The 13,018-nt window shown below is 61.1% G+C and carries 11 protein-coding genes; 9 read left to right on the forward strand and 2 right to left on the reverse strand.

Annotation, left to right across the window (positions count from 1 at the left end):
• Positions 1–39: 39 nt before the first annotated feature.
• From AFIDRAFT_RS14340 to AFIDRAFT_RS14365, 6 genes are all read left to right on the forward strand, one after another.
• Positions 40–1,470 (forward strand): FAD-dependent oxidoreductase, encoded by a 1,431-nt coding sequence (locus AFIDRAFT_RS14340; RefSeq protein ID WP_009340243.1) that lies wholly within the window; start codon positions 40–42, stop codon positions 1,468–1,470.
• A gap of 72 nt (positions 1,471–1,542) precedes the next feature.
• Positions 1,543–2,586, forward strand: a complete 1,044-nt coding sequence (locus tag AFIDRAFT_RS14345) for an ABC transporter substrate-binding protein (RefSeq protein WP_009340244.1) — start codon at positions 1,543–1,545, stop codon at positions 2,584–2,586.
• 31 nt (positions 2,587–2,617) lie between these two features.
• Positions 2,618–3,475: an ABC transporter ATP-binding protein gene (locus tag AFIDRAFT_RS14350; protein WP_009340245.1), complete on the forward strand. Its 858-nt coding sequence runs from the start codon at positions 2,618–2,620 to the stop codon at positions 3,473–3,475.
• Entirely contained in the window at positions 3,456–4,265 is an 810-nt protein-coding gene (locus AFIDRAFT_RS14355) for an ABC transporter permease (protein ID WP_009340246.1), read from the forward strand. The genes AFIDRAFT_RS14350 and AFIDRAFT_RS14355 overlap by 20 nt, the downstream gene beginning before the upstream one ends.
• Positions 4,266–4,447: 182 nt before the next feature.
• Positions 4,448–6,385 carry a hypothetical protein gene (locus tag AFIDRAFT_RS14360; protein ID WP_009340247.1) on the forward strand — a complete coding sequence of 646 codons (1,938 nt, stop codon included), beginning with the start codon at positions 4,448–4,450 and terminating at the stop codon, positions 6,383–6,385.
• 168 nt (positions 6,386–6,553) lie between these two features.
• The gene (locus AFIDRAFT_RS14365) at positions 6,554–7,750 is read left to right on the forward strand and encodes a GGDEF domain-containing protein (protein ID WP_009340248.1); all 1,197 of its coding nucleotides are present in this window, start codon (positions 6,554–6,556) and stop codon (positions 7,748–7,750) included.
• Between the two features lie 18 nt (positions 7,751–7,768).
• Here the strand turns inward: AFIDRAFT_RS14365 and AFIDRAFT_RS14370 are convergent, their stop codons facing one another.
• Positions 7,769–9,025: an MFS transporter gene (locus tag AFIDRAFT_RS14370; protein ID WP_009340249.1), complete on the reverse strand. Its 1,257-nt coding sequence runs from the start codon at positions 9,023–9,025 to the stop codon at positions 7,769–7,771.
• A gap of 235 nt (positions 9,026–9,260) precedes the next feature.
• On the opposite strand from AFIDRAFT_RS14370, the gene AFIDRAFT_RS14375 reads away from it, so the two are divergent.
• Positions 9,261–10,196: an AEC family transporter gene (locus tag AFIDRAFT_RS14375; RefSeq protein WP_009340250.1), complete on the forward strand. Its 936-nt coding sequence runs from the start codon at positions 9,261–9,263 to the stop codon at positions 10,194–10,196.
• Here the strand turns inward: AFIDRAFT_RS14375 and AFIDRAFT_RS14380 are convergent.
• Positions 10,193–11,104, reverse strand: a complete 912-nt coding sequence (locus AFIDRAFT_RS14380; protein WP_009340251.1) for an alpha/beta fold hydrolase — start codon at positions 11,102–11,104, stop codon at positions 10,193–10,195. The two genes, AFIDRAFT_RS14375 and AFIDRAFT_RS14380, sit on opposite strands and share 4 nt — an antisense overlap.
• Before the next feature lie 271 nt (positions 11,105–11,375).
• On the opposite strand from AFIDRAFT_RS14380, the gene AFIDRAFT_RS14385 reads away from it, so the two are divergent.
• Positions 11,376–12,278, forward strand: coding sequence for a LysR family transcriptional regulator (locus AFIDRAFT_RS14385; RefSeq protein WP_009340252.1), 903 nt, complete (start codon positions 11,376–11,378; stop codon positions 12,276–12,278).
• Positions 12,279–12,574: 296 nt separating this feature from the next.
• Complete coding sequence (locus tag AFIDRAFT_RS14390; protein ID WP_009340253.1) at positions 12,575–12,997, forward strand: acyl-CoA thioesterase; 423 nt, start codon at positions 12,575–12,577, stop codon at positions 12,995–12,997.
• Positions 12,998–13,018: the final 21 nt, after the last annotated feature.

Below are 13,018 nucleotides of genomic sequence, written 5' to 3' on the forward strand. Positions count from 1 at the left end.
AAGCAAGAGGGCATAGGCCCCGTTGTAAGGGAGAGTAAAATGCAAGGAACCATTGCGATGCGGGCGGGAGCCAATGAGGTGATGGAGCCTGCGCGCGCCACGCCGGTCGTTCGTGAAGTCGATGTTCTGATTTGCGGCGGTGGCGTGTCGGGTGTTGGCGCGGCGCTTGGCGCTGCGCGCACCGGCGCGAAGACGATGGTTATCGAGCGCAACGCCTTTCTCGGCGGGGCGGCGACCGCGGTCATCATGAATACCTGGAACGTGCCGTTTGCGAAGATGACCGGTGTCGCCAGGGAAATCGCCGGTGCGCTGACCGATCGCGGAGCCGGCGTCACCAGCGGGCCGACCTTTCCGTTCGATCCGGAAGCCTTCAAGGAAGTCGCGATGGATCTGCTTCGCGAAGCATCCGTCGAGATCCTCACCTATACTTGGGTCGTCGAACCGATCATGGATGGCAATCGCATTCGTGGCGTCATCATCCAGAACAAGTCGGGCCGACAGGCCATTCTCGCCAAGACCGTGGTCGATTGCACGGGAGATGCCGATATCGCCGCGGCGTCCGGCGCCGAATTCGTCAAAGGCCGCGAGAAGGACGAGAAAATGCGGCCGATGAGCGTGCTGTTCCGGCTCGGCGGCGTCGATGTGAAGCGTGCGGTGGAATTCTGCCGCAAGGACCCGAAGAATTTCACCGCCGATCCAAATTTTCACATCCTCGACCTCGACAAGGGCCTGGTCCGGATGTCCGGCTTCTTCGACATCGTCGATCGTGCGCGCGCTAATGGTGAATTGCCGGATGAAATCCATTACATCCGTTTCGAAGGCGTCAGCGTCGACCGTGGCGTCGTCACCGTCAACAATTCCCGCGTCTATAATGTGGACGGAACGAGTGCCTGGGACCTGACGCGCGCCGATATGGAAGCGCGTGCGCAGAACCGTAAGCTGTTCGCGGTCATCAAGAAGAACATTCCGGGATTCGAGGATTCCTACGTGCTCGATTCGTCGCCGACGGTTGGCGTGCGCGAAACGCGCCGGGTGCGCGGGCCGCATCTGCTCAAGCAGGAGGACATGATGGCGCTGTCGACCTATCCAGACAGCGTTGCGCGCATCTGGCGACACATGGCGGAAGGCCGCGATTGGCACAAGGCCGATGGCGGCGAGGGCGCGGCGACCGATGCTGTGTATCGGACCGGCACAACGCATCTCACATGGTTCGAGATTCCGTTTGGGGTGCTGGTGCCGAACGGCGTTGAAGGGATGACCATTGGTGGACGTGCGCTGTCCGCGACGCACGACGCCGATATGTGGTCGCGCGCGCAATATTGCTGCCTCGTCACCGGTCAAGTGGCGGGCGCTGCTGCGGCACTGGCCGCGAAGAACGATGTTTCACCGTCGAAGCTGGATACCAGGCTGCTTCAGCAAACCCTCGCTGAGGCTGGCATCGATGTGGGAGAGACGCAGTCCGCGGCGTGACGCGGACAATTCCAAGAGTAAGCGCGTCATAAAAAGAAGAAACCGGGCGTAAACAGGGTGAGGAAACGGACGATGAAAAACTATCTGAAAATGGGCTTGGCTTGCGCCACGATCATCGCGGGCGGGTTTTCGCTGTCTCAGACGGCGGCTGCGGAGCCCGTGAAGAATCTTGAGACCACGCATGTCCGCATTGGTGTGGGCAGCAAGAATGGCTTCTTCTTCCTGCCAACGATGGTTGCCGAAGGTCTTGGCTACTACAAGCAGGAAGGTCTCGATGTCGATGTCGTCGATCTCGGCTCGGGCGGCAAGGCGCTGGAAGCGCTCGTCGGCGGCAGCGTCGATGTCATCAGCGGCGCTTACGATCATGTTGTCCAGCTTCGCGCCAAGAAAGTGGCGTTGCAGGCCTTCGTGTTGCAGGGCCGTCTGCCGGACTACGCCGTTGGCATCAGCAAATCCAAAGCTGCTTCCTATAAAGGTGCTCAGGATCTCAAGGGCATGCGTGTCGGCGTTTCCTCGCCCGGCTCGGGCAGCGACATGTTCCTCAAGCTGTGGCTTGCCAAGGAAGGCGTGAAGGCAAGCGACGTGTCGACCGTCAGCGTCGGATTGGGTCCGACAGCGGTGGCGGCCGTCCGCGCAGGGCAGTTGGACGTGATTGCCAACAATGATCCAGTGCTGGGAATTCTGGAGCAGGCCGGCGATATCGTTATCATCGCCGATGCGCGCCACGAGAAAGGCTCCACCGAAGTTTACGGCGGGCCGTACCCCTGCGCCGCGCTGGTGAGCTATCAGGAGTTCGTCAAGAAGAACCCGAACACCGTGCAGGCGCTGACCAACGCCATGGTGCGGACACTAAAGTGGATGAGCAAGGCTACCCCGGAACAGATCATCGCGGTGATGCCCAAGCAGTTCTCCCAGCCGGACCCGGAAGTCACCAAGAAGATTCTGGCGAATCTGAAGGACACCTATTCCTCCGACGGCGTATTCCCCGATAACAGCGCGCAGATGGCGTTCTCCGCTCTTGGCCCGTATGTAAAGAACATCGAGGCGGCCAAAGGCGAACTGGATCAGACGTTTACGAATAAGTTCGTGAAGGCTGCTTCCGCCAAGACAAACTGATTGATTCCGTTAGAATCCGAACAGGATGACAATGGGTGTCGTACAGATGAAAACGATGACCAGCGCCAGGGCGGTGAACGCCGCCCCGGCAGTCACGTTCCGAAACGTGACATGCTGTTTCGCAAGCAACGCCGGCAAGCGTTCGGCCGAGCCGTACACAGCCGTGAAGGATGTGTCTCTCGACATCCTCGATGGCGAATTCGTCTCGGTCGTGGGGCCGACAGGGTGCGGGAAATCCACCTTGCTGAACGTCGCTGCAGGCTTGCTCAAGCCGACGAGCGGCGCGATCGAGATTTTCGGAACCTCGTTGCAGGGCATCAATAGAGACGCCGGATACATGTTTCAGGCCGAGTCTCTGATGGCGTGGCGCTCGGCGTTGCAGAACGTCATGGTCGGTCTCGAATATCGCGGCGTTCCGAAAAAGGAAGCGCATGAACGCGCCATGGGCTGGCTGAAGACGGTCGGCCTCGCAGGCTTTGAGGATCGTTATCCGCATCAATTGTCCGGCGGCATGCGCAAGCGTGTTTCGCTGGCCCAGATGCTGGTTCTCGATCCAAAGATCGTGCTGCTGGATGAACCGTTCTCCGCGCTCGACGCGCAGACGCGCGTGCTGATGGAAAACGAGCTGCTCACATTGTGGGCGGCGAACCGGAAGTCGGTGCTGTTCATCACACACGATCTGGAAGAGGCGATCTCGATGTCGGATCGTGTCGTGGTGCTGTCGGCAGGCCCCGGCACGCACCCCATCGCGGAGTTCACCATCGATCTTCCACGCCCGCGCGATGTGTCCGAGATCCGTCACACCAAGCAGTTCGTCGATCTGCATCGCGAGATATGGGATGTGATGAAAGAAGAGGTTCTTAAAGGCTATGCCCAAAGCAAACGCTGACAACCAGGCCGCGCCATCTGCAAGCTTCGCGGCGCGTTCACCTGGCATGCTTCGGATCTTTCAGGCGCTCCTGTTCGTGGGCCTGCTGTGTCTTTGGTATGCGCTGACGGAAACCGGCATCATGCCGAAATTTTTCTTCGGCGAGCCGATTGTCGTGTTTAGCACCATGGTGGATTGGGTCGTCTCGGGCGACATCTTCTATCATCTGGGAATCACGCTGACTGAAACGGTGCTTGGCTTCTTCATCGGCGCGGTTCTCGCGCTGATCTGCGGCCTGTGGTTTGCGTTGAGCCCGACGGCCTCGGCATTGTCCGATCCCTACATCAAGGCGATGAACGCGATGCCGCGCGTGATCCTCGCGCCGATCTTCGCGCTGTGGTTCGGCCTCGGTATCTGGTCGAAGGTCGCGCTGGGCGTGACGCTGGTTTTCTTCGTCGTGTTCTTCAACGTCTATCAGGGCATCAAGGAAGTGAGTCCTGTAGTGCTGGCCAATGCACGGATGCTGGGCGCGACACGCAAGCAGCTTCTGCGAACGGTCTATCTGCCGTCCGCGACAAGCTGGGTGTTTTCCAGCCTGCATACCTCGGTCGGCATGGCATTCGTTGGCGCGGTGGTGGGCGAATATCTCGGCTCGTCGGCTGGCGTCGGCTACCTGATCCTTCAGGCGGAGGGCGTGTTCGACGTCAACACGGTGTTCGCGGGCATCGCGATCCTGACCATCTCCGCCCTTATTCTGGATGCGGTGGTGACGGCGATCGAGAACCGGCTCCTGAAGTGGCGGCCCAACTAGGGCGGATTTGCCGCTCCGATCGACATGAGCTTGATCCGAAACGGCAATTAGGCTCAAGCGGTGGAAGCTCCAAGTTCCTTCCGCCGCTGTGAATATGACGTTCCGTCGAACATAAAGGTGGATTTGCCACCCGGCTTTTCGCAATATCCGGCCACCATGCTGACAGCGTGCGGGGAGACTCGATGTTTGCGCAACGCCGGATTGCTATTGTCGCGACTGCGTCCCTGCTGATTGCGGGCGTCTCCTTCTTCTCTGCCTTATCCTCGCCAGTGCAGGCTCAAACAGCCGCTGCGTGCGCGGAGGGTACAAATCTTGCTGTGCTGGCGGCGCCTGCCATGCCGTGGAAGGGCATGCCGCTGCGGGTGATGTTCGCCGCCGAGAAGCAAACCAGGGGCGAGTTGTCGCTGATCGCGCCCGACGGAAGCGTCGCGGCTAAATCCGGGCAGCAACAGGGCGGCCCGCCTTATTTCTGGATTGCGGAAGTTGCGACGCCGGTTGCGGGAACGTGGCACGCGAAGCTTGCCCGCGATCACGCGTCACCCGGCTGCGAAACGATCACGCGCGAGATCACGGTCCGGTCCGAGCGGCCACCACGGCCGAGCGCGGCGGCGGGAAGTATATGGCCGATTCATGACACATGGAATCGCGGAACGGAAAACCTGTACTCGGCCTGGATCGAAAAACTGTTCGACGCGCCGCTGGATTCGCCGCCGTCATGGAAGGCGCTGCATGAAGTGCTGCGCGATCGCTCGCGCAACGTGCTGTTCAACTATCTCGACCTCGGAGAGGACGAGATGGGGATGGTGTTCCATCCCGATTGCGCGGACATGCCATACTTCCTGCGCGCATACTTCGCGTTCAAGCTGGGATTGCCGTTCGGCTATTCGCGCTGCTCGCGCGGCACCGCGACCAAGGCGCCGACCTGTACGCAATGGTTCAATATCCAGAACCTCGAAGCAGCGAAGCAGCCGAATTCCGGTCAGCAGGCCGCGGCCGGTGAGCCGGCGGCTGGCGCGCCTGCGGCGGAGTCCCCGAAGCGGCTTGGCCTCGCGGCATCATTCGGCAAGTACATCACGGTGATCGGCGATGCCGTGCATTCGGGATCAAGCCGGACCGCAGCGACCGACAACAACACCGACTATTATCCCGTGCCGCTGACGCAGGATGCATTGCCTCCGGGTACGATCTACGCCGATCCTTTCGGGCATATCCTGATGCTGACCAAGCGGGTTGCGCAGACCAACGACGCGGCGGGCGTGCTGCTCGCAGCCGATGCCCAGCCGGACGGGACCGTTGCGATCAAGCGGTTCTGGCGCGGCAATTTCCTGTATGCGCAGGATCACACTGCGGGGCCGGGCTTCAAGCGGTTTCGTCCCATTGTGCGCGAGCGCAACGGCAATCTGCATCGCCTCACAAACAGCGAGATCGCGAGCAACCCGCAATACGGCAATTATTCTTCCGAGCCGTCGAAATTATCGGTCGATGCGTTCTACGATCGCATGGATGACGTGATGTCGCCCGCGCCGCTCGATCCCCTGCGCGCGATGAAGGAAGTCGTCACGGCACTCGACGAACAAGCGCAGGCGCGCGTGACCTCGGTGGAGAACGGCCGCAAGTTCCTGGACAGTGGCAAAGGCGTCGGGGCGATGCCGGATGGCGCGTCGATCTTCGAGACGTCCGGCGCATGGGAAGACTTCGCCACGCCGTCGCGCGATCTGCGGATGCTGATCGCCATCGACGTGGCGCGCGGATTCCCGGACCACGTCGCGCGGCGGCCCGAGCGATATGCGATGCCGAAGGACAAGACTGTCGCTCAGGTGAAGGCCGAGTTGCAGAGCGCGCTGGCGACCGAGCTTGCATCGCGCAAGTTCACCTATACGCGCAGCGATGGTTCGCCATGGACGCTGACGGTGAAGGAAGTCGTCGATCGCGCTCCCGAACTGGAAATGGCCTACAATCTGAACGATTGCGTCGAATTGCGATGGGGCGCTCCGGCGAACAGCGAGGAGGCGTCGACCTGCAAGAAGCACGCGCCGGAAGCGCAGCGCGCCAAGATGATGAAATATCGGCCGTGGTTCCATGAACGCCGCAGGCCCGCACGCGGCGCGAGAGGCGTATAGGCTGTAGTGCGGGCGAGCAGACCGCGCTGAAACAGACTGGTTACCATTTTAATGGTCGGATTCAGCTTCCGTTAGGCCTGCGAGCGGGTGCTGCACTGCATTAAGTGTTCTCTTAATCACGAATCGCCATGACTGTTTCCGGGGACCTTCTCTGGACGCGGAACGGTTGTGCTCGATTACAATTCCCTTCTTGTCGCGCTGATCTTTTGCAGCACCGGGCTTGCTTTCACGTTTTTCGTGAGCTGGGTCGTGTCGCGTGCCGATCGCGAATTGATGACGTGGGGCATCGGCGTGTCCTGTCTTGCTGTCAGCCTGTTTTTTTACCGGAATTTCGTACTGGAATTTTCGCCGGTCGTCGGCGTGATCGCCTTTTCGGCGTTGCTGATCGGATTGGCTCTGTTTCTGGGATCGGCCTATCAATTCCAGACGGGCCAATTGCCGGTACGGCTGGTTGCCGCCACGGCGGGCGTGTCGATCGGGCTCATGTCTCTTCCGATGCTTGAGGGATATGACGGCATCTCATACATCGTGTTGAACCTCTGCGCGGCCGCGATGATGCTGCTCACGGCATGGGAGTACTGGCGCTGGCGGGCAGAGGCGCCGCTGCTGATTCTGCTTCTCTCGGTGTTGTATGCCCTGACGGGCTTGTCCTTCGTGTTGTGCGCGGTGGTGCTGCTCCATCACGGCGAATGGATCATGCATCGCGCGCCGTCCGGCTGGGCGGAAAACATCAATCTCGTGATGTCGATCACCAGCATCGGCGGGCTGGGCGCCTTATCGCTGGCGTTGAATCAGGTCCGGATCGCCCGGCATCATCAACGCGAAGCCGAAACCGATGCGCTGACGGGATTGTTCAACCGCCGCGCGCTGTTTGAACGTTCCTTGCGCCTGCGTGGCTCTGTCGCCGTCGCGGTCTTCGATATCGACCATTTCAAGCAGGTCAACGATCGCCATGGCCATCAGGTCGGCGACACGGTGTTGCAGACATTCGCGAGCCTGCTTGCCGCCAATGTCAGGGACGGGGATCTGGCTGCGCGTCTCGGTGGCGAGGAGTTCGTGATCATCTTGTCGGAGACGACGATGGACCAGGCAACGCAAATCGCCGAGCGGGTGCGTGAAAGCTTTGCCGGCCAGCAGTTCATCTCGTCATCCGGAAGTTTCGTAGTCACGGTGAGCGCCGGCATCGCCGGTGGCGACAGCGACACCGATATCATTGCTTTGTTGCGGCAGGCCGATACGGCTCTCTACGATGCGAAACGCTCCGGCCGTAACCGTGTGCTGCTTTATTTCGAGGATACCAGCCTTGCGCCGTCCGACAGGGTGGTTGCCCCGAAGCCCGAGAGCGTCATCAAGCTGCGCCAATAACGCTTGGTGCGAAAGGCGCTAGCCGGGGTGTGTCCGCGCCAGATGGAGTCCTGCCGCGAGCGCGCCCGCGATCAGCAGCCCTGTAAATGCCGCAACGGCAAGCCAGCCCTCGACGGCCCAGAACCATCCACCTACCCATCCGGCGATGCTTGAGCCCGTGTAGTACGCAAGAAGATACAGCGATGCGGCGTGTCCCTTGGTGTTGGCGGCCATGCGCCCGACCCAGCCGCTCGCCACGGAATGGGACACGAAAAATCCGATGGTGACGAGCGCGATGCCTGTAATCACCCAGAACAGGGGATGCAGGAGCGTGGCGGCGATCCCGGCCAGCATGATGGCGAGGCCCGTGATGAGGACAGGGCCGCGCCCCACGCGATCCACCATCGCGCCGGCGGTCGAGGAGGCGACAATGCCGAACAGATACACCGCGAAAATCGCGCCGAGTTGAGTCTGGTTGAGCTCATATGGCGGGCCGACCAGCCGGAAGGCCGCGTAATTGTAGACCGTGACGAAAGCGCCCATGGAGAGGCCGCCGATCATGAACACGTAGGGCAGGCCGGAGTGTTTCAGATGGCCGGCCCACGCTTGCAGATGATAGCCGGCGTCGAACTTCAACTGGCGCTCGAAGTTGCGTGACGGCGGCAGCAGGACGATGAACGCGAAGGTCATCAGAAGATCAATGGCGCCGATGATGCCGAGCGACCAGCGCCAGGATGTGTATTCCGCGATGATGCCGCTGAGTACGCGCCCGGCCATGCCGCCGAAAGCCGTGCCGCCGACATACAGGCCCATCGTGAGTCCAAGTCCCTTGGGATGGATCTCCTCGGCGAGATAGGCCATCGCCACGGCCGGGACGCCGCCGAGTACGATTCCTTCCAGTGCGCGAATCACGAGCAGGCTCTGCCAGTCCGGCACGATCGCCTGGGCGATATTCAAGAGGGAAGCGACGCACATCGAGGCGAACATCAGGCCGCGCCGTCCGAACATCTCGGAACCCGCGCCCGCGCACAGGATCGCGATGGCGAGCGCGGCCGTCGTAACCGATAAGGCCAGCGAGCTTGTGGCGGCGCTGACCTGAAAATCGGTGGCGAATTCCGGCAGCAGCGGCTGCACATCATAGACGAGCGTGAAGGTAACGAAGCCCGCCAGGAACAGCGCGATCGAGGTTCGGCGATACGTGCTGGTACCGCGCTCGGTCCATGTCATCGCAGGGGCCGTCGCAGGTGTCATGGCCGGGTCGGTATCGGTTGTCGAACTGGGCGTCGATTTGTCCATCAAGACATTAGCTCAAGCATATCATGTGGCTTTCAACAACGCGGACGATGGTTTCCTATGCAGGGACGGAAGGTGCCAACGGTTGATCTGCATAGCTGCGGGAAGGATTACCCGGATGGCAGGCTAAAGTTCACGAAAGTCTTATGGGGAATGCAGGCGGCTGTGTTGAAAGGCACGGGAAATATGGTCTTATCGCCCGCCGCAGATTGGGTGCGGTGCTGTTGACCGGTCGAGCATGCTGTCCGCACTTGTCGTCGTCTTTCCTGTCTTTGCGCTGATCTTCACGGGGTGGCTGGTGCGCCGCCTTGGCGTGCTGGGTCCGCAATCGACTTCGGAGCTTAATCGCTTCGTGGTCTATCTCGCGCTGCCCGCGCTGCTGTTCGATGTGATCGCGCATGCGGGCTGGAGCGATATCTGGAAGCCCGGCTTCATCGGCGTATTCGGATTGAGCAGCCTGATCGTGTTCGCGCTGGCGGTGGCGCTGCGCTATCGCAAGCCGCGTCATCTGGCCGATGCCGCCATCGACGGTCTCAATGCGGGCTATGCCAATACGGGCTTCATGGGATTCCCGCTGGCGCTTCTCGTGCTCGGGCAGGAGGCGATGGCGCCGACCACGATCGCCTGCATTATCACCGTCTGCGTGGTGTTTGCCGTCGCCATTGTTCTGATCGAGATCGGGTTGCAGCCGCAAGGCAGGCCGCATCTGGTGGCGCTGAAGGTCGCTCGCTCGCTGATCTGCAATCCGCTGCTGGTTGCGCCAGCGCTCGGGGCGCTGGTTCCGATGACCGGCGTGACGATCGCGGAGCCGCTCGATCATTTCGTCAAGCTGCTTGCCGCGACTGCCGCGCCTTGCGCGCTGGTGACGCTCGGTTTGTTTCTGGCGGAAAAGCGTGAGGGCGCGGGGGCCGATGCGCGCACGGCGACATTGTTTGTCGGTCTCAAATTGCTGGTTCACCCGGTGATCGCTTGGGTGCTGGCGACGCAGGTGTTCAAGCTGTCGCCTTTCCTCACCCATGCAGCGGTGCTGCTGGCGGCGTTGCCGACCGGAACCGGCCCTTTCATGCTCGCGGAGTTGTACCGGCGGGAAGCCGGTATCACGTCCACCACCATTCTGATCTCGACGATCCTGTCGATCGTAACGGTGTCGGTTTACATCGCGATCGCGATCTAGCCCGCGAAGAAGCGGTTGAGTTCGACGAAGGTTTCGTCGGGCAGTTCTTCCTGTAAGGTGTGACCGCAATCGAGCGCGCGCCCTTCGATATGAATTGCCTTGTCGCGCCATGTCGCAAGCACGTCGTAGAGCGCGCCGACGGTGCCGCGTCCGCCCCAGAGTGCCAGCAGCGGCACGGTGATGCGTTTGTCGGCATCTGCCGCATCGTGCTGCAGGTCGATGGTCGCGGCCGCGCGATAATCCTCGCAGATGGCGTGGCGCGACTCCGGATCGCTGTAGCAGCGCAGATATTCGGCAAAGGCTTCAGGCTCGGTTGCACCCGGGAGCTTTGTTTGTCCGTCGAGATGGGTGCGCAGGAAGTATTCCGGATCGGCAGCGATCAGCCGTTCCGGCAGCGGCTCGGGCTGGATCAGGAAGAACCACCAGAAATATCGTCTGGCGAATTCCATGTCGGTCAGGGCGTACATCGTGGCGGTCGGCGCGATGTCCATCACGGCAATGCGCGTCACCGCGTCGGGATGGTCGAGCGCCATGCGGTGCGCGACCCGGCCGCCGCGGTCGTGGCCGGCAACGGAAAACTGCGAATGTCCCAGCGCCCGCATCAGGTCGATCTGGTCCTGAGCCATCACCCGTTTTGAATATTCGATGTGGCTGGCGCTGCTCGCAGGCTTGCTGCTGTCGCCGTAGCCGCGAAGATCGGCGGCAACCACGCTGAAGCGATGGGCGAGCAGCGGGGCGATCTTCCGCCAGGTGATGTGCGTATGAGGATGGCCGTGCAGCAACAGGAGAGGAGGGCCATTTCCGGCGATGGCCGCGTGAATAGTGACCCCATCGCCAAGGTCGGCGTCGATGTCGCGAAAGCCATCGAGAAAGCGGGAGGGGCCGAGTTCCTTGATGATGGTATTCATGGCTAGGCATTCCGTATTCGGGCTAAAGCTACCGTCTTGTTCTGAAAAACGACGCGGTGCCAGGGGAGCGGCCCCGCAGATTGTCAGGAATATTCGTAAATCCTGTGCAGTTTTCAGGAGTTAGGTTCAATAATTCATATTGAGACTATGCCAACTCCAATCGCATAATTTGAAAAAGTGATCGTGCGGCGTACTGCCCACCGGTCATCGCAATTTTCTCAAATATATTAGCTATTTCAATGGCTGATGGTGGAGCGGGGCGGCCGACCGGATGATCGACAAGCTCGAATTCCTGATTGCGCTCGCGAGCGAGCGGCACTTTGGCCGTGCCGCCGAGATCAGCAATGTCAGCCAGCCGACTCTATCGGCGGCGATCAAGCAACTCGAGGATTCCTTCGGCACGCTGCTCGTCAACCGCGGCTCGCGTTTTCAGGGTTTTACCCCGGAGGGCGAGCGGGTACTGGCGTGGGCGCGCCGGATCGTCGGCGATGCGCGCGCGATGCGCGAGGACATCGAGACCGTCAAGCATGGCCTGAGCGGTCATGTGCGGCTGGCCGCGATCCCGACCGCGCTCGCGATGACGGCGGCGCTGACCACGCCATTCCGCGCCCGCCATCCGGGCGTGAAATTCACCATCCTGTCGCGCACCTCGATCGACATTCTGCGGATGCTGGAGAATCTGGAGATCGATGCCGGGCTGACCTACCTCGACAACGAGCCGCTCGGAAAGCTCGATCGCGAACCTCTATATCTGGAGCAATATCGGCTCTTGACCTCGCCGGACAGCGAGCTGGGTGACCGGAAGACGGTCACCTGGGCGGAGGTCGGCAAGATTCCGCTGTGCCTGCTGACGCCCGATATGCAGAACCGACGGATCATCGACCAGATGCTGTTCAAGGCCGGCGTGACGGTGTCCACCACCCTGGAATCCAATTCGATGATCGTGCTCTACGCCCATGTCCGTTCCGGACGCTGGGCGAGCATTATGCCGGCACTTCTGGCTGAGACACTTGGCCTCACCGATCGGGTTCGCGCGATTCCGATCGTGGAGCCGGAGAATGTGCATTCGATCGGTCTCGTGACGGTCCACCGGGACCCGATGAGTCCTCTCACCGGGGCCTTGCTCGATATGGCCCGGCATATCGCGGGCACTCTGCCGGCCCCGCGCGTTTGAACACGATGGCCTGACGCCGGTATAAATCGACCGCTGATCTGCGCGAGAATCGATGAACAGGAGGAACGATCCTCCGGCCCTTTGCATGCGTAAATGTCTCGTAGTCTGAAACATCGAGCGGAAGCGGCCGGGATCGGACGGATTCTCGCTCCCCGGCTCGGCATGGGTGTGCTGAAAAAGTCGGAGACCTCGCCTGTTTTATTGAAAATACAGGCAGATTAGGCCCGGCGCGGATCGGGCCTAGACTTTCTTCGTCGTTTTCAAATGGCGGCAGGTGTGGCTAGTGTCCCCGCACAATGAGCAACCGGGGTTCCAGTCACCAGCCGCCAGCCGACGCTTCCGCCTCGGGCGAGACGCGACTGCTTGAAGTGGTCTTTCCCGAGCATTCCAATCATTACGGCACTTTGTTCGCGGGCAGCGCGCTCAGCCTGATGGCGAAAGCGGCTTTCGTCGCGGGTGCGCGCCGCGCCGGCCGCAATGTGGTGATGGCGACGGCCGAAAAAGTCGACTTTCTCCAGCCGGTCAAGGTCGGTGAATTGATCGAGATCGTAGCGCGTATTGCGCGTGCGGGTACAAGTTCAATGACGGTCTCGGTCGAAATCATCCGTGAGGATCTCGCAACCAAGCAGCACCGGACAGCGGTGCGCGGGCAGTTCGAGATGGTCGCGGTCAACGAGCAGGGGCGTCCGGTCCGGATCGATCCCGACGAATCAGAATAACGCAACCAAGGATAGCGACAC

This window comes from Afipia sp. 1NLS2, assembly GCF_000178995.1.
Lineage (GTDB): Bacteria > Pseudomonadota > Alphaproteobacteria > Rhizobiales > Xanthobacteraceae > Afipia.